Below are 17,209 nucleotides of genomic sequence, written 5' to 3' on the forward strand. Positions count from 1 at the left end.
ACTTTTAAACGTCCAGTATTAAGCCTTCGCTTTCCGGGTAGCCCGTACAGGTCAGTATCCAGCCCTGGGCGAGATCGTGTTCGGTCAGCACATCGTTGATGGTCATGTAAACGCTTCCCGATTGGCAGCGCGCCATGCAGGCCGAGCAGCGTCCGCCCCGGCAGCTGTAAGGCAACGGAATGCCGTGATCGATGGCGGCTTGTAGAATGGATTTGTATGCCGGAACGTCAATGTCGTATTCCGTTCCCCGAAATTTGAGCAAAATCCGGTGATCACGGGAAAGCTCGGGGGGCGGGGTAAGCGTGATCGGGTCAATGACAAAGTTTTCTTTCCGAATCTGGTGGGGTTTAATACCGGAAAAAATCAGCGTAAATTGCACCATGCGCATGAAATCAAACGGGCCGCAGATATAGAAAAGCGCCCGTTGGCGGTCATGGGTGAGCAGTGTAGGCAGCAGGGTTTCCAGCAATATATTATTCAATCTTCCCCGGCGTCCCGTCCAGTCATCGGAGGGGTGGCTTAGCAAATGAATCAGCTTGAAGCGTTCGGGAAATTGCTCCTGTAGCGCATCCAACTTCTTCCGAAAAATAATGCTTCGTTCATGGGTATTGCTATAAAGAAGGGTCACATGACTAAGTGGCTCTTCCCGTAAAGCCTGATTTAATAAAGAAAACAAAGGGGTTATTCCACTTCCGGCCCCGATCAGCACAATATCTCGCCTGTTTTCGGGGTTTGTATCAAGGGTGAACCGCCCGGCGGGAGGCAGGCTAGTCAGTGTATCGCCTACTTTCAGGTGATGCAGCAAATAACGGGAAACTTCACCATTAACAACGCGTTTGATGGTCACGCTGAGCTGATTAGAAGCTACCTCAGGCGTAGAACTGATGGAGTACGAGCGGCGAACATCGTGGCCAAACAGGGGCAGAATGAAAGTCAGGAACTGCCCCGCGCGGTACGGAACTGGCTGCTGATCAGCAGAACGCAAAACAATGGTCTTTGTGTCAGCCGTTTCAGTAATTATTTCGGATACATGAAGGTCGATCAATTCCTCATTCATGGGCGGTGTGTAACTTTGTCTATCTCTTAGTAGCTTAGCGTTTATTTTTAGCTCAAGGCTCTTTATGAAACATTCATTACATGAGTAAGTTTACATTTTCCAGTATTGTTTTGGCGGTTATTGCGTTCGCAACCATAGCGGCACGGGGTGTCTCTTTTTCGGAAAACGAACGCGCAACGGTTGGCGATACGCTTATTATCCGCACCGATACTTTGATTAATAAGTACGTGAAAGATAGCGCTTACAACGCGGTGTTTCAACGTGATACGACCTTCAAGGTAGATAGTGCAGCCATACGGGCCAGAGTGGATAGCAACCTGATGAACCTACCCGAAGTACTAACGGGCGATCTGAACGGACTGGCCATTTGTGCAGGTTCACCCGTGTCGGTGCCTTTTACCACAACGGGTCGCTTTAATCCCGATAATCAGTATCAACTGCAATTGGTAGACCCGGCAGGCAAAATAACCAACCTGACAGAACTCACCAAATTTACGCCCAATAGTCCGACCGTATTGACAGGATATATGCCGTCGCAAACGCCAGCGGGTAGCCTGTATTCGATGCGCGTGTCGTCGAGCAGCCCCGTAGTTAACGGTACGTTGCAGCGGTTGCGGATCTTGCCGCCGCCCTCGGCAAAGATTGGCCTGCCCGACGGGGGAGCCGCTACAACCATTGTTCCCGGACAATCGGCCACCATTCAGGTTGCTTTGACTGGTCAGGGACCCTGGTCGTTTCAGCTATCCGACGGGACCAAAGTGGTTAACATCCTGCAAACACCTTATGAACTAACAGTCGCACCAGACAAGCCCACAGTCTATAAAGTGCTGTCTGTTAACAGTCCCTGCGGAAGTGGCACGGTAGAAGGCGAAGTAATTGTGAACGTAAACGAAAATCCAACGCCAACGCTAACGTTGAAAGCGCCAACGGGAGGCTTCCGCGTGTGTACAGGGACACCTTTTCAGGTAGCCTTTACCGCGACAGGTAAGTTTGCCGAAGGCAATGGGTTTGTCGTGCAGTTGGCAGGGGCGGATGGCACATGGACCGCTATTTCCGCGGCGGGAATGGGCAGTCCGCTGATGGCGCGGCTACCGTATGGCATTGCTTTGGACAAAGCCTACCAGCTTCGGGTTGTCGCCAGTTCGCCGTCGCTTTCGAGCGAAACGACAACGCTGAATGTAGCCCAGCAGGCAACGGCTTACCTGCGGTCGGATACGATTCGGATTGCCGAAGGTAAATCCGCTGATCTGACGCTTGACTTTGGCGGGGGCGGGCCGTGGTTTGTGCTGTTGTCGGATGGTACGTACGAAAATGGAATTACCAAAACGCCGCATACAGTTCGCGTGACACCGCAGAATCCAACGCCATACAGCATAACGTCGGCGGGTGGTGCCTGTGGCGTGGGCAATTACAGTGGCCGTACGTTTGTGCATGTAAACGTGCCGCCTTCGAGCATTACCACCGGCAATCTTTCAACCCGCACGATTTGCCACGGAACGGAAATTACGGTTCCTTTTACCACCGCCGGCCGCTTTTATGCCAGCAACAAATACATTGTTCAGGTGGCCGATACGAGTGGAAAGTTCACCAACTTGTTGACAACCTACAAGGACGGAGTATTGAAAGCTACGATTAATCCGGCTTATCTGAAAGACACGCTCAATACGGTTCGCCTGCGGGTGGTATCAACCAGTCCGGCAGTGGCTGGAACGGAAACGACCGTCAAAGTAATTGCTCCGAATGTGAGTCAGGCGGTTATTACTGGGGTTGGTACGCTTCGGCCCGGTCAGACTTCGCGGGTGCGGGTGGCCTTTAAGAATGGCTTGCCGCCTTATTCGTTCATCGTATCCGACGGAACCCAAATCAACGGGACTTTCCTGAATCCTTACGTATTGACTGTGGCTCCAACAACAACAACCGAATATACGGTTACATCGCTGAAAAGTGCCTGCGGGATTGGCCAGTCACTCGGTAAAGCCGTGATAACGGTTGAAAGCAATTAGCTAAAACACAACTACGGCCATAAGATATACCTTATGGCCGTAGTTAAACATGATCTGGACTTTCTTATTTCTTCTCCGGCATTAGAACCAGCCGAATATAATTCTTGCCAAAATACCGGTTAGCGGCCTGCTTGGTGCTTTCCGGTGTAACCTGCTTCAGCAATTCGGCTTCGCGCAGCACTTCTTTAGGGTCATCACCATTGCTGTACTGATTAGCCAGATAGCCTAACCAGAAGCCATTATCCTTCAATTGTACTTCGCTCTCGCGGCGCGTTTCAGCTTTGAATTTATTAAGGTCCTTTTCATCAGCGCCGCTTTGCTTAATGGAATTGATGGTTTCCAGCGTTTTAGCAATTAGCTTTTCCACATTCTCGGGGGCGCAGGTAAACCCGATACGGAAGGAGTAACGCTCCGCCGGAATTTTGCTGTAGCCACCACTAACGCCAACACCATACACCCCGCTTTCTTCCTCTCGCAGCTTTTCGGTAAGCTTAATTTCCAGTACTTCGGCCAGGGCATCGACTTGAGCTGCATTTTCTGGATTCCATTCAAAATCACCGCTAAAAACAAGCTGTACCGTACTTTTTGGATCGATTCCTTTGTAGACTGTTCTGGCAATTTCACCCTTTGGCGTTCGGATGCCCAAATCACGGAATGATTCTTTGCGGTTGGTTGTGGGTAAACCACCTAAGTATTTCTCGATAAGCGGTTTAATTTCTTTGTCCTTGAAGTTGCCGACAAAAACAAACGTAAAATCGCTGGCATCGGCAAAACGGTCGCGGTAAATTTTAAGCGCCTGATCGACATTGACCTGACTGAAACGGGCGGTTGTCAGCGGCATCCGACGGTAATTATAAGCTCCCAAAACGGCCTGAACCGTATCCTGGAAGACCTTTTGTGGCGTGGGGGTTGTTTCGGCATTTTGCAGAGCCGCCCGCTGGTTTGACAAATAGCCTTTGATGGCGTCGGCATCCTTACGAGGCGTTGTGAAATAGGCATACAGAAGCTGTAAGGCCGTTTCGAGATCTTCGGGAGACGTATTTCCGCTGACGCCCTCGCTGTTTTCCGAAATGTAAGGATAGACACTCACCGACTTACCACTCAAATACTTCTGCAACTGCGATTGGCTGTAATCGCCAACGCCGCTGATGGTAGCCAGCGTGGAGGCAAATCGCGCCGATTCAAAATCTTCATTGCCATAAAGCGAAGTCCCGCCAAAGCTGCTCCCCACGAAGAGAATCTGATCGTTCTTAAAGTTGGTTGGCTTCAGCACAACTTTGATTCCATTTTTTAAAGTCCATTCCTGCACGTCGATTTCTTTGATTTCGCGGCTATCCACCACGGCAGTTCCAATGGGCAGCGTAGCCAGCAACGGTTTGTCGAGCGTTTTGTCTACGTAAGCCGTTAGCTCGCGGCTGGTGTTATTGACCAGTGCCAACACCTGTTGTTCCGTGGGTAAACTGGCTTTGTCTTTTTCGGGAGCCATAATCACCACCGCCCGGTTTTCGCTGGTAATGAACTGCTTGGCCAGGTTGTTTACGTCGCCGACGGTAATGCCGCCGATGTATTTCTTCAGAAAATTGTAGTACGCCTCAATACCCATTGACGGGTTGCCGTTCAGAAAATGATCGACGTAATCGCTGATGTAGGCTGATGAGCGAGTTTTGTCCCGTTCCCGGTAGGATTTTTCAACCGCTTTCAGGTACTGTTTTTTGACACGTTCCAGTTCCGTATCGGTAAATCCGAAGCGATCCACGCGGGCGTTTTCAGCCAGAATCGCGGAAATGGCCCGTTCGATGCTGGCCGCATCTTTGGCAACCACGTATGAACTGAAAGCATCCAGATTACCCAGAAAGCCACCATAATTGCTAAAACCGTAAATAAACGGCGGGTCAGCCTGGCGGGTTAACTCCTGAATCCGATCGCCTAGCATGTAGTTAAACAGGCCACGCTTCAAGCCTTCCCGCACATCATACAGCGTACGCTCTTTTACTTTTGGCCGTTTATACATGATCTGAACAACGGTGTTGGGTTGCTCCACATCGGTCACAATCGCAATTTTTGTGTCTTTGTGCGGCGCGATCTGGTATTCCGTGCGTGGCTTCGGGTTTTTAACCACCGGAATTCGTCCGAATTTTTCCCGAATGGTTTTTTCTACCTGCGCAATGTCAAAATCGCCAACGGCTACCACGGCCATTAAATCCGGGCGGTACCAATCTTTGTAAAATTGCGCTAACGTAACCGGCTTGAAATTTTTGAGAATGGCTTCCTTGCCGATGGGCAAACGATCGGCGTAGCGAGAATTGTTAAGGATTAGCGGAAAAAACTTCTCGCGCATCCGTTCCTGGGCACTGCGCCGCGAACGAGCTTCTTCCAGTACCACCCCGCGTTCTTTGTCGATTTCGTCGGGATCAAGCGTTGCGTTATGCGCCCAATCTTCCAGAATCTGAAACGCTCGTCCAAAAACATCGGCGGAGTCGGTCGGAACGGGAAGTTCGTAAACGGTTTCGTCAAAACTGGTGTAGGCATTCAAATCAGCTCCGAAGCGCACGCCGGAGGTTTGTAGAAAGTTAACCAGCTCATTCTTAGGGAAGTTTTTTGTGCCATTAAAAGCCATGTGTTCCATAAAATGCGCCAGTCCCTGCTGCTCGTCAGTTTCCAGAATAGAGCCAGCCCGCACAATCAAACGGAGTTCTGCGCGGGCTTTAGGTTCGGTATTTTTGCGGATGTAGTAGGTCAATCCGTTGGGAAGCTTGCCTACTTTCACCGATGGATCGAATGGAATAGGTCGCTTCAACTCCGCCGGAACGGGCACGGTTGCCGCTTTGGCCGTGGGTACCTTTACCGGCGCTTTGGCAGGCTTTTGCGCAAAAACCACTGTTGTGGAAAGCAGCAACAGCGTAAGAACTTTTTTATACTGAATCATCCGATTGTATATCGTTAAAAATTGCTCAGGGTTAAAAAGAATGAACACGCAGAGATAGAACTTTCGTGCCTAATTTCATAACATTTCAACGAGAACACTCAGTTTAACCGGATGCGCAGGAACAAGTTTTATACTTTGATGATTATTTTCTTCTGATACATCCAGTACAATATACCCGTCCAGATCAGGATAAAGGCAAGCGCACCAGCCAGCGAGGCGTTATAGGGACTCTCAAAATAGGGGACGAAAAAAGTCTTGTACATCCATTCTTTCGCGCCAGTTTCCGCCCCATCGGGTTGCGTTACCTTAATCATGTTTAGCAGGCGTGGAATCAGGCCCGACAGAAAAAACACCGTGATGGCATTCGCTCCGAAGGCTACAAAAACAGTGAACCAACGCTGGTAGTTGGGTCGATTGGCCGCCTGAACATCAATGAGCCAATAGCACAAAGCGAGGCCCTGCGCACCCAGGCCGGAAGTCAGCAAGACGAACGACGAAGTCCAAAGGGATTTATTGATGGGGAAGGTAAGATTCCAGATGTAAGCCCCAATGAGCGATAGGCAACCCGCCGTAAACAACCAGGCAATCTTCTCCGCCGCGCTTTGATTGGAACGCAGGAGCGTACCTGCCAATATACCAGACAAGCCGGTGGCAATGGCGGGCAGCGTACTCAGTATGCCTTCCGGATCCCAGATTTTAGACGTTTTCCAAAGATGGCCGCCCAAAAGCGTTCGGTCGAGCCAGGCACCCAGATTGGTTTCGGGTTCGAGGTTTGGATACGGAAAGTCGGGAACCGGTACAATGGTCAGCAGAAGCCAGTAACCAATCAGCAAAATGGCAATAAGAATTGCCTGCTGGCGGACCGTCGTTACGCGAAAAAGTAAGGCACTAACCAGATAAACCAGCGCAATCCGCTGAAGGACGCCCGGAATGCGTACCGTAGCAAAATTGAATTTTGGGAAGAGACTCAAAAACAGCCCTAAACTGAATAGAATGAGGCTTCGCTTGATGATTTTACCGATCAGAGAAGGGTCACTTTTTCGGTTGGCCAGCGCAAAACTGATCGATACACCGACAATGAACAGGAAAAAAGGGAAAATCAAGTCGGTAGGTGTCCAGCCGTGCCAGTGGGCATGCAGCAAGGGTGCGTAGACGTGGCCCCAATCGCCAGGGTTATTGACCAGAATCATCGCGGCTACCGTAATGCCCCGAAAAACATCGAGTGACAAAAGCCGTGGCGCATGAGCCGATTTTAGCTCATGCGCCGCAACAGAATGAGTTGCTTCCATTAGAGAGCCAGGCAACTGCCTGTTAAGGAATAGTGTAACGGTTGTTTGCTAACAAAGATAGCCTTTGTCACCAAACTTAAAACAGGGACTGCCTCTCTAAGAGCTTCTGGCTTAATATTGAATGCTTATCAGTTCGCCCCGTTCCGCTTCCGTGGCAACAAGTCCTAAACGCTTGGTTGGGTCGCAGGCAATATTGGTTGGGTTTTCGCCGGGGATTTGAATGTCGTGCAGGTGCTGCCCCTGCTGGTTGTACACTTTTATCGTGCCTGAGCCAAAAACGGCCACGTAAAGATTACCATCAGCGCCCAGCGTCATGCCGTCGGGGCCGAAGCCATCCGGGCCGGTTGACGTCCACACGTCGGGATGCTCCCAGTCCAGATCTTCCGCATTGGGGTTCCAGTAGCCGTACCAGATGCGTTTGCTGTTTGTCTCCGCAATTAGCAATGTATGTCCGTCGGGAAGCAGACATAAGCCATTCGGATAAAACAGATTTTCGGCAATTTTACGGACTACACCCAAGGGGGTACAAACACAAACGTAACCAGTTGGCGTAGTTTCTTCCCCCGATGGACCAGGACAGGTAAACAACAGGTTACCGGCGGTATCCATGATCAGGTCATTGGGCATGTTGAGTGGTTCGCCATCAACACGGTCAATAATTACCTCAGCTTCTTGCGGAGCGGTCAGGTCAACACCCGGATTGAAGCAGCGAATGGCATTCCAACCCGAATCGCAGAACCAGATGCGGTCGAGGCTATCCACGCAAATTCCGTTTGGACGGCTGTTCGCGCCTACGTGAATGCGGCCGCTTTCCCCAGTCGGTTTCAAATAAAAAAGGCTTTCACCTTCGGATTCAACGCACCATAAAGTGCCGTCGGATGTAAATGCCGGGCCTTCGGGAAAACGAAGGCCCGTGGCTATTGTAGATACTTTGTTCATGAGTAGTTGATCCCTAACATCAATAAATCACGTTTCACAACTCCACCCTGTCAGGATTTACTACTGAAACCACGTAGAGGCGCAAGTGGTTATAAGTTTTTGACTAAGTGGCGTCTGATTTAGGTCGATCGGTAAAGTATATGGGTCAAAAACGCAGACAGCCCGACTCGCGAGTCGGGCTGTCTGTGCAACTGATTCTTTGGTAAAGCTTAGAAGAAAGAGATCCGAAGAACCCAGGGACTACCGTAAACATACTGCGAATAAACATCAGCATTGTAGTTTACGTTATAAAGCGCTGATAGGTTAATGCCCGCCAAACGTCCAACGCGTTGGGAGTAAGTGAGCCCAATCAGCGGGGCAGTTACCCAACGACGGCGGTACTCCTGAGCAAGCTGATCGGCGTAGCGAATGTTGTTGCCTTCGTATTCAACGTGCGCATACAGATGAGGAACCAGGCTTGGAACTGCTTCATACATTGCAAAAGCCCGTCCGCCGTATTGGTTAGACTGATCGGTAACAGTCTGGTTGGCGTATCTCAATTTATAGCGGTAATACGTATAATTTATGCCAAGTCCGGCGATGAGCCGTTCAGAAGCCTGATAAGCAACAACGGGCGAGACGCCAATAATCAAAGGCGTTCCAATGCGGGAATTGCCAAATTGAAGTGAGCTAATGCCACCTCCAAAGCGGAGGCGCTGGCTAAACGGAAGCGGCTCGCCATCGGGAGTCTGGGTTCTTAGGGGTTCCCGGCCTTGGTCGCGGCGGTCTTCCGGGTCTTCAGTAATCTGTCCAAATGCAAATCCGCTGCTCAGGAGCAGCAGCAAAAACAAATACTTCTGTATCAATTTCATGCTGTAAGTTTACGGGAAAAAAGTTATTCTTTGTAATAAACGAAAGAGACTCCTTTTTGGTCTGAATGGTTGCAATTTAGTCAAAACTCAAACTCCTTTACTTCCGGGTCGTTGAGGAGCTGCTTCGTGCAGTTTTCGTGGGCTTTAGCTGAACCCGTTACTTTCCAGCTACCAATCATTTTAGAGCCAATTTTTTGCTGTATTTCCCGTTGCCAGGAAAGACCGCAAGTCTCAAAAGTTTTCTCGTAATTTTCCAGGGTTTTATGCTTAAAATCCGTTGTAATCCGGTAGCTACGTGTCTGGTTAAGGCGGCCAATTAGCCGGACCAGGCTGGGTAAAAAAAGAAGCGTTAGCAAGATAAAACCGAAACCACTGAACGCCACATCGTAGAATCCGCCGCCCAGCGACATGCCAATGGCCGCGACCGCCCAAATGGTAGCTGCTGTGGTCAGGCCCCGCACACTGTTTGCCTGCCGGAAAATGATGCCCGCTCCCAGAAAGCCAATGCCATTGACGATATTGGCGGCAACACGGTCACGCTCGATGCCCAGTCGTTGAGAGACAATCGTGAAAAGAGCCGCGCCAACGCAGATCAGAATGGTAGTGCGCAGGCCAGCGGCTTTACTGCGGTATTCGCGCTCGGCTCCGATGAGTCCGCCCAACACCACGGCCAGTAACAGTTTATAAAAATCTTCTTCACGGAAAGCGATCATAGTCAGGCCATTTTCTAGCGCCGGAAAAACAAAAATTGAGGCACGAAATAAGTCCGGTTCCTCTTCGAAAACAAGTGAACCGAAAGAAACCATAAAGACTGAAAAACCGTTAGTCTTCAGATAGGGTTTGCTAAATTTACAGAATGAATATATCCGTTAGTCCGTCGGCACAGGCCGACTTTGAACGGCTTGACCCCAAGCAATATATTATCATCAAAGGTGCCCGCGTACACAATCTGAAAAATATCGACGTTGCCATTCCGCGCAATGAACTGGTTGTGATTACGGGTTTGTCCGGGTCGGGAAAATCGTCGCTGGCGTTTGATACGCTCTTTGCCGAAGGCCAGCGCATGTATGTCGAAAGTTTGAGTAGCTACGCCCGGCAGTTTTTGGGCCGGATGGAAAAACCGGAAGTAGACTATATCAAAGGTGTTTCGCCCGCCATTGCCATCGAGCAGAAAGTGACCACGCGCAATCCCCGTTCGACGGTTGGCACGTCTACCGAAATCTACGATTACTTAAAACTTCTTTTTGCCCGTTCAGGCGTTACGTATTCACCCATTTCGGGCCGCGAAGTCCGCAAAGATACCGTAACCGATGTAGTTGACTACCTGTATTCGTTTGCCGATGGCCAGCGGGTTATGGTGATGGCTCCGTTGCACATTCGCGAAGGACGTGCCCTGGCTGATGAGCTGAAAATTCTGTTGCAGAAAGGCTATACCCGGATCGTAGCGGATGGAGAAGTGCTGTTTATGGAAGACCTGCTGGAAGACCAGGCCAAGGCTGCTACCGTGAAGCCGGGCAAGCTGGAAATCCTGATCGACCGGGGAACGGTTCAGTACGACGCCAGCGGTCAACCCGACGAAAATACGCAATACCGCTTTTCGGATTCCGTGCAGACTGCTTTTGCGGAAGGAGAGGGAATCTGCCGGGTGGACGTGGTTGGTCAGGAGTCGCGCTTATTTTCCGATAAGTTTGAGCTGGACGGTATTGTTTTCGAAGAGCCGAGCGTCAATTTGTTTACGTTCAATAACCCATACGGAGCCTGCCGCCGTTGCGATGGTTTTGGTAAAGTGCTGGGCATCGATCCTGATCTGGTTATACCCGACAAAAATCTGTCGGTCTTTGAAGGCGCCATTGCGCCCTGGCGAAGCGAGAAAATGAGCGAGGAGTTTTTGAAGCCTTTGCTGAAAAACGGCATTCGCTTCGACTTCCCGATTCACCGGCCTTACAAAGATCTTTCAACAGCGGAAAAAGACGTGCTTTGGACGGGAAATCAGTTTTTCCAGGGTCTGAACGCCTTTTTTGATTTTGTTGAAAGCCAGACTTACAAGGTCCAATACCGGGTCATGCTGTCGCGCTACCGGGGTAAAACGACCTGCCCGGAATGCCGGGGTTCGCGGCTGCGGAAAGACGCCAGTTATGTCAAGGTCGCCGAGAAGTCGATCACCGATCTGGTTTTGATGCCGATTAGTGAAGTGGTAACGCTATTCCGAACGCTTGAATTACCTGCTCATCAACAACAGGTTGCCAAGCGGATTTTAGTCGAAATTGGCAACCGCCTTGACTATATGGAGCGGGTTGGTTTAGGGTATTTAACCCTTAATCGCCTGACAAATTCGCTATCGGGCGGTGAATATCAGCGCATTAAACTGGCTACGTCACTTGGCTCGGCGCTGGTAGGTTCCATGTATATTCTGGATGAACCAAGCATTGGGCTGCACCCGCGCGACACCAAGCGACTGATCAGCGTGCTGGAGTCACTGCGCGACATGGGTAACACCGTGATTGTGGTAGAGCACGAAGAAGAAGTAATGCGGGCCGCCAACCAACTGATTGATATTGGTCCGGATGCGGGCTTAAATGGGGGTCATTTGGTATTTCAGGGAACTTGGGACGAAATCACGAGTGAAGAAAAGAAAGCAGAGCGGGAGAATTCGCAGACGCATTCGTATACCATTGATTTTCTGACCGGTCAGGAAACGGTGCCCGTGCCTAAATTCCGGCGGAAAGCCACGCATTGGATCGACGTGACGAAGGCCAGAGAAAATAACCTGAAAGACGTAGACGTACAATTTCCGCTGAACACCTTAACGGTCGTAACTGGCGTTAGCGGTTCCGGGAAGTCGACGCTCATTCGGAAGGTGCTCTTCCCGGCGCTGAGCCGTCTGAAGGGCAGCGGTACGGAAGAAGCCGGAAAGCACGACAGTCTCGGTGGATCACTCGACCGCATTGCCGCCGTGGAAATGATCGACCAGAATCCGATTGGAAAATCCAGCCGCTCCAACCCGGTCACGTACATTAAAGCCTACGATTATCTGCGGCAGGTGATGGCGGACCAGCCCATCGCGAAAGCCCGTGGCTACAAACCCTCGCATTTCTCATTTAACGTAGACGGTGGACGCTGCGAAGTGTGCCAGGGCGAAGGCGTGGTGAAGATCGAGATGCAGTTCATGGCCGATATTTACCTGAAATGCGAAGGCTGTAAAGGGAAACGCTTTAAACAAGAAGTGCTGGAAGTAAACCTGCACGAAAAGAATGTGTCCGACATTCTGGACATGACGGTCGATGAGGCCATCGAGTTTTTCAAACAGGCCGAGCAAAAAATGGTCGAAAAGCTGTTGCCGCTCCAAGAGGTTGGTTTGGGCTATATCACGCTGGGCCAGTCGTCGAATACATTGTCGGGCGGTGAGGCGCAACGCGTGAAGCTAGCTTCGTTTTTAGGAAAGGGTAATCCAAACAAAGGGAAAACGCTCTTTATCTTTGACGAACCAACCACGGGCTTGCACTTCCACGATATTCGCAAACTCCTCAAAGCCATCAACGCGCTGGTTGATCAGGGCGATTCGGTGATTATTATTGAGCACAATACCGAAGTCATTAAATCGGCTGATTACATCATTGACCTTGGGCTGGAAGGCGGCGAAGCAGGAGGATATATTACCTTCACGGGCACACCCGAGGAAATGGCTAAACTGCCGGAAGGAGAGAATTATACCGCCGATTTTTTACGGGAGAAACTATAGGTATTTCTGATTTAGAATACGTTAATTTTTGCCAGGTGTAGCCCATAAAAGAAAAGCAGGTAGACGATCGCGAAGCCGAGCGAAAGCCCGAAATAGCGGTAAATCGGACGACTGCTTTTCTTAAATACCGCCAGAACCAGATTAAGGGTTACGGCAGGAATAGCGACTAGAAAATTAACGATGCAGAAAACGCCAATAAGACTCGTCGCGAAAAGGGCAGGTTCGAAAATCAGACCACCGAAAACGCCATAGATAGCACCCATTACAAATCCGACCGCCATGAAATAAAGCGCGTAGCGGATCCCTGATTTAACCTGAAAAGCAAACCAGGAGAGCGAGGTTGGTGGCGTAGGAAGGGTAGGATTCATGAACTTAAGAGGGGATTATTTTATTTTTTGAGACTCGCTCTGGCTTGCGGCTGGGCGGGTCTTTTTCTTTTTACCCCGCCAGCGCGGAAGCCAGATAAGAATACCCGTTACGAAGAGTACGGACGGAATCAAAGAAGCAACAAAGGCCAGCGCCCGGGTGATGTTCCCACCAAAGGTGCCGTAGTGAAAAGGCTCGACCCAGTTTAAATACATCTTCCCGGTGTTGGGTAAGTCTTTGGCGCTGTTGAAGTTAATTTTCCCGGAATATTGATCAATGTAAATAAAATTCTTGTCGCCGGTTTGCGTTACGTGCGGGCTACTCGAATACACCGCATAGATGCCTGTTTGCTCCAGGGGGAAACCCACGCCTTCAATATTGGTATCGGCTGGTAATGCGCGTAAAGCAGTCGCCACGGCAGAATCCAAAGGTAGCGGTTTGGCCCCTTGCCTATAAACCGACTTGCTATTCAGAATTTGATCCAGGGATTTAGGCTTTTCAAAACTGACCAGATACATAACCGGCGCCAGAATGGCCAGAAACGTAATGACAGCGCCTGTTAGGGCAATCAGCAGAATAAAAGGAGAGAAATAAAACCCCAATACCTGGTGTAGATCGTAAGTCTGACGGGCAAAACTGGCGTTTTTTCGGAACGTAAGCCGACTCTTGAGGTGCTTCCACTGCTTCGGAATCCACAAGCGTAAACCGCTGATGATCAGGATAACTAAAATGAGTGAACAAGTGCCGACAATGTATTGACCAACAACCGGTATAAGCAGGCTGCGGTGAATTTCCAGAACAATCCCGATGAAATAGGAGTCGTGTAGGCGCGTTCCAGTTACCTGGCCCGTGTAGGGATTAACAAAAATTTCTTTTTCGTAATCTTTCAAACGGAGATGATAGGCCAGGTTTTCGTCGCTTTCACCTTCCGGTTTGAAAAGAAAAGCCAGCTCCCAGGTAGGGTGGTCGCGTTTCAGTTGTTCCGCAATCTGTTGAAAGGATAGTTTGGCCGCTTGTTTAGGGGCGGCAACCTCATAAAGCTTTGCATTGAGGTCATGATCAATTTCATCTCGGAAAACTAGAATGGTTCCGGTGAGGCTGACAATGAAAATAACCGTTCCTGCCAAGAGTCCCAGCCAGACATGCCACTTCCCGTACCATTTTTTCTGATGACTAGCCCAGTTTTTTCTTTTGGAAAAAGGTGTCGGTTCCACGCTGGATTTTGATTGTCAATTAATTATGAAACAATCATTTTTAGCATACAATTCTAATGCAACTCACTGTCAGTGAAGCTTAGCCCAGTTTGTGCTATTTATACTGCTTCTAAATAATGACAAATATATGGAATAATCAACCAACCGGTCAGGGGAAGAGATATTTTGAAAGAGCAAGAATAAAGCGCAAACTGGCGTAAAAGAAGAAATACGGAACTATAAAGAGACGCTAGAAGTAGAGCGAACGAACGGGTAATCAAATGAAGAGACCAACTGCTAAACGGAATTGACAGACAGGCTACTTAAAAAATCTGGCGAATGATCGAATGTCATTCGCCAGACCAACAAGCACTCTAAACGGCAATGGTTTTGCCTGGTACCGCAACCGGATAAAAACCATCCTGATTCGGCAGTATCTTAGGCATGGCATCCCAGGACAGCTGTGTTGGGAATAGATCGATCTGTGAATTCAGGGCTTCGTCCCAAGTAACCATTTTGCCCGAATAAGTCGCCATACGACCCATGATGGCGGTCATCGTACTTTTTGCTCCGTTCTCGGCGTCGGCAAATTTGTACTGGTTTTTGGCAAGTGCCTCAAACAGTTCGTCGTGCTCGATCTGGTAAGCGTTGGCTTTCGGATCGATGGTGTGCGAGAAGAGCGTTTTCCCTTTGTAATCCATCAGGGCATTGGCACGTCCTCCGAACGAATCGATGCGGCCTTTCGTACCGACAAACATCTCGTCTACCTTGCTGTAGGTTCCTTCGTAGTGGCGGCACTGGCTGTTGATGGTCGTACCGTCGGCATACTTGAAGTCTACAATATGGTGGTCGAAAATCTCGCCATAATCTTTGCCCGTGCGCACCTCACGGCCACCCGTCCCCTGGCAGGATACCGGATAACTACCTTTTACCCAGTTGGCTACATCGATATTGTGAACGTGTTGTTCGTTAATGTGATCGCCGCAGAGCCAGTTAAAATAATACCAATTACGCATCTGGTAATCCATTTCCGTCTGACCAGCCTGACGCGGTTTCACCCAAACGCCCCCGCTAACCCAGTATACCGAGCCGCCTACAATGTCGCCAATGGCTCCATCGTGAATGCGCTTGATCATCTCACGGTAGTTTGGCTGGTAATGGCGCTGTAAGCCAACGACCACGTTCAATTTTTTCTTTTTCGCCTCTTCCGCCGCTGCCAGCACTCTCCGGATACCCGGCGCATCGGTTGCCACTGGTTTCTCCATGAAAACGTGCTTGTTTTGCTTCACGGCTTCCTCGAAGTGCATCGGACGGAAACCCGGAGGGGTGGCCAGAATAACCACGTCGGCCAGCGGAATGGCCTGTTTGTAGGCATCGAATCCAACAAAGCGGCGTTCGGCGGGCACATCTACTCGCTTGGCAATCTCCGGCTTCATGTTCAGGTTCTTGTAGGCCGATTCCAGACGGTCACTAAAAGCGTCTGCCATCGCTACAACTTTGACATTTTGCTTTGTGCTCAATGCCTGCATGGCCGCGCCTGTTCCCCGGCCTCCACAGCCAATCAAGGCAACCTTGATCGTGTCATCCGCCGAAGAATGGAATCCGTAGCCGGACGCAAAAGAAGGTAAAGTGGCTAACAGAGTACTGCCTGTTAGTAAGCCTGATTTCTTCAGAAAATCGCGGCGACCGTGATCCGACATTCCGGAATCCCGGTGGTTGGAGTGGTTTGACATATCGTTAGGGGTTTATATGCTAGTTTTTAGTAATCTTCCATCAACGGCGGGTTGTAATACGCCTTAATCTCCTCTTCGCTCGGTTTTACCAGAGGCCGTACCACCCGGAAGCCTACAAAGGAGGCGCTGGTAAGCCACCATTCACTTTTAGGCGTTTGGGGGTCAAGAATCTTCCACGACGGATCAGACGGAATACGGGAGGCGGAACGTGCCACAACGGCATCATCGTCCCACGAACCACCGCGTACGGCGTTTGGATACAGAACTGTTACTTTAGCGTAAGGCTCCTTTACAGTACCTTTGGCTTTTTTGGCATAGTAGTCTGGATAATATTGATCCAGCGTCCATTCCATAACGTTGCCGTGCATGTCGTGCAGGCCCCAGGGGTTCGGTTTTTTCTTGCCGACCTGCTTGTAAGCACCGTTACTATTGCTTTTGTTCCATCCGTACTGATCCATCATCTTCGGATCATCACCAAAAGAATAAGCCGTTTTGGTGCCTGCCCGGCAAGCATATTCCCATTCCGCTTCGGTTGGAAGACGGTAGAAAATGCCGGTCTTGGCGTAGAGCCAGGCGCAAAAATGAATGGCCGCGTATTGCGTCATGTTGATGGCCGGATAACCCGCCCGGCCCATGCCAAAAGACATATCCACATAAGGCGGACTAGGGCGTGTCGAGGCATCGGTTTTGGCCAGATCGAAGCCGGGATTCTGGGCGGCCATTTCCTTTTCCATGTTGTGAAAAGCGAACAGGTCGTATAAATCCCAGGTAATTTCCATCTTGCCCATCCAGAACGGCTCAATTTTTACAGAATGCTGCGGTCCTTCGTCGGCTTTTCGGCCTTTCTCGGTTGCCGGACTCCCCATCATAAACGTTCCCCCCGGAATAGCCACCAGGTCGTATTTTAGTTTACTTCCCGGAATGTCCTGCGTATATGACTTTAACTCTGGTGTTTGAGCCTGTACTAAGCCGGTAAGCAGAAAGAACAAACAGCCCCAAAAAGAAATTTTAAACATGAAAAAGAGTATACAAAGGTAAGATTACAAAGTAAAAGAGTGTAGAGTAATAATTTTAATAGTAAATCTCCACTTTTTTTTTGAAGAAGCAGTACTA

12 protein-coding genes are annotated in these 17,209 nt (G+C 49.9%); 2 read left to right on the forward strand and 10 right to left on the reverse strand.

The features are described 5' to 3' along the window. Window positions 1-4: 4 nt before the first annotated feature. Window positions 5-1,057 (reverse strand): ferredoxin--NADP reductase, encoded by a 1,053-nt coding sequence (locus L0Y31_RS08285; protein ID WP_234736650.1) that lies wholly within the window; start codon window positions 1,055-1,057, stop codon window positions 5-7. An 80-nt stretch (window positions 1,058-1,137) separates the two neighbouring features. Here L0Y31_RS08285 and L0Y31_RS08290 point away from each other — a divergent pair, with 80 nt between their 5' ends. Continuing rightward, window positions 1,138-3,060 (forward strand): hypothetical protein, encoded by a 1,923-nt coding sequence (locus L0Y31_RS08290; protein WP_234736651.1) that lies wholly within the window; start codon window positions 1,138-1,140, stop codon window positions 3,058-3,060. 64 nt (window positions 3,061-3,124) lie between these two features. Here L0Y31_RS08290 and L0Y31_RS08295 read toward each other — a convergent pair whose 3' ends face one another. The 5 genes from L0Y31_RS08295 to L0Y31_RS08315 all read right to left on the reverse strand — a co-directional run bounded on the left by L0Y31_RS08295 (window position 3,125) and on the right by L0Y31_RS08315 (window position 9,778). Beyond that, window positions 3,125-5,986 carry a M16 family metallopeptidase gene (locus tag L0Y31_RS08295; RefSeq protein WP_234736652.1) on the reverse strand — a complete coding sequence of 954 codons (2,862 nt, stop codon included), beginning with the start codon at window positions 5,984-5,986 and terminating at the stop codon, window positions 3,125-3,127. 128 nt (window positions 5,987-6,114) lie between these two features. Beyond that, complete coding sequence (locus L0Y31_RS08300) at window positions 6,115-7,275, reverse strand: acyltransferase family protein (protein WP_234736653.1); 1,161 nt, start codon at window positions 7,273-7,275, stop codon at window positions 6,115-6,117. 111 nt (window positions 7,276-7,386) lie between these two features. Continuing rightward, window positions 7,387-8,214 (reverse strand): SMP-30/gluconolactonase/LRE family protein, encoded by an 828-nt coding sequence (locus L0Y31_RS08305; protein WP_234736654.1) that lies wholly within the window; start codon window positions 8,212-8,214, stop codon window positions 7,387-7,389. 209 nt (window positions 8,215-8,423) lie between these two features. Next, on the reverse strand, window positions 8,424-9,065 hold the full coding sequence (locus L0Y31_RS08310) for a hypothetical protein (protein WP_234736655.1): 642 nt from the start codon (window positions 9,063-9,065) through the stop codon (window positions 8,424-8,426). Window positions 9,066-9,145: 80 nt separating this feature from the next. Beyond that, window positions 9,146-9,778 carry an MgtC/SapB family protein gene (locus L0Y31_RS08315; RefSeq protein ID WP_310587140.1) on the reverse strand — a complete coding sequence of 211 codons (633 nt, stop codon included), beginning with the start codon at window positions 9,776-9,778 and terminating at the stop codon, window positions 9,146-9,148. 143 nt (window positions 9,779-9,921) lie between these two features. Here L0Y31_RS08315 and uvrA point away from each other — a divergent pair, with 143 nt between their 5' ends. Beyond that, window positions 9,922-12,804 (forward strand): excinuclease ABC subunit UvrA, encoded by a 2,883-nt coding sequence (gene uvrA / locus L0Y31_RS08320; protein WP_234736656.1) that lies wholly within the window; start codon window positions 9,922-9,924, stop codon window positions 12,802-12,804. Between the two features lie 11 nt (window positions 12,805-12,815). Here the strand turns inward: uvrA and L0Y31_RS08325 are convergent, their stop codons facing one another. From L0Y31_RS08325 to L0Y31_RS08340, 4 genes are all read right to left on the reverse strand, one after another. After that, window positions 12,816-13,172: a hypothetical protein gene (locus tag L0Y31_RS08325; RefSeq protein ID WP_234736657.1), complete on the reverse strand. Its 357-nt coding sequence runs from the start codon at window positions 13,170-13,172 to the stop codon at window positions 12,816-12,818. A 15-nt stretch (window positions 13,173-13,187) separates the two neighbouring features. After that, window positions 13,188-14,384: a PepSY-associated TM helix domain-containing protein gene (locus tag L0Y31_RS08330; RefSeq protein ID WP_234736658.1), complete on the reverse strand. Its 1,197-nt coding sequence runs from the start codon at window positions 14,382-14,384 to the stop codon at window positions 13,188-13,190. A 353-nt stretch (window positions 14,385-14,737) separates the two neighbouring features. Continuing rightward, on the reverse strand, window positions 14,738-16,096 hold the full coding sequence (locus tag L0Y31_RS08335) for a Gfo/Idh/MocA family protein (RefSeq protein WP_234736659.1): 1,359 nt from the start codon (window positions 16,094-16,096) through the stop codon (window positions 14,738-14,740). Between the two features lie 26 nt (window positions 16,097-16,122). Next, window positions 16,123-17,112 carry a formylglycine-generating enzyme family protein gene (locus L0Y31_RS08340; RefSeq protein WP_234736660.1) on the reverse strand — a complete coding sequence of 330 codons (990 nt, stop codon included), beginning with the start codon at window positions 17,110-17,112 and terminating at the stop codon, window positions 16,123-16,125. Window positions 17,113-17,209 lie beyond the last annotated feature (97 nt).

It is taken from the genome of Tellurirhabdus bombi, from assembly GCF_021484805.1.
GTDB classification, from domain to species: domain Bacteria; phylum Bacteroidota; class Bacteroidia; order Cytophagales; family Spirosomataceae; genus Tellurirhabdus; species Tellurirhabdus bombi.

Bases quoted from the DNA above. Each gene is read 5' to 3' on its own strand.
- uvrA (WP_234736656.1), top strand. From the start codon at position 9,922: ATGAATATATCCGTTAGTCCGTCGGCACAGGCCGACTTTGAACGGCTT.
- L0Y31_RS08315 (WP_310587140.1), bottom strand. From the start codon at position 9,778: ATGATCGCTTTCCGTGAAGAAGATTTTTATAAACTGTTACTGGCCGTG.
- L0Y31_RS08305 (WP_234736654.1), bottom strand. From the start codon at position 8,214: ATGAACAAAGTATCTACAATAGCCACGGGCCTTCGTTTTCCCGAAGGC.
- L0Y31_RS08295 (WP_234736652.1), bottom strand. From the start codon at position 5,986: ATGATTCAGTATAAAAAAGTTCTTACGCTGTTGCTGCTTTCCACAACA.
- L0Y31_RS08285 (WP_234736650.1), bottom strand. From the start codon at position 1,057: ATGAATGAGGAATTGATCGACCTTCATGTATCCGAAATAATTACTGAA.
- L0Y31_RS08310 (WP_234736655.1), bottom strand. From the start codon at position 9,065: ATGAAATTGATACAGAAGTATTTGTTTTTGCTGCTGCTCCTGAGCAGC.
- L0Y31_RS08290 (WP_234736651.1), top strand. From the start codon at position 1,138: ATGAGTAAGTTTACATTTTCCAGTATTGTTTTGGCGGTTATTGCGTTC.
- L0Y31_RS08325 (WP_234736657.1), bottom strand. From the start codon at position 13,172: ATGAATCCTACCCTTCCTACGCCACCAACCTCGCTCTCCTGGTTTGCT.
- L0Y31_RS08300 (WP_234736653.1), bottom strand. From the start codon at position 7,275: ATGGAAGCAACTCATTCTGTTGCGGCGCATGAGCTAAAATCGGCTCAT.
- L0Y31_RS08340 (WP_234736660.1), bottom strand. From the start codon at position 17,112: ATGTTTAAAATTTCTTTTTGGGGCTGTTTGTTCTTTCTGCTTACCGGC.
- L0Y31_RS08335 (WP_234736659.1), bottom strand. From the start codon at position 16,096: ATGTCAAACCACTCCAACCACCGGGATTCCGGAATGTCGGATCACGGT.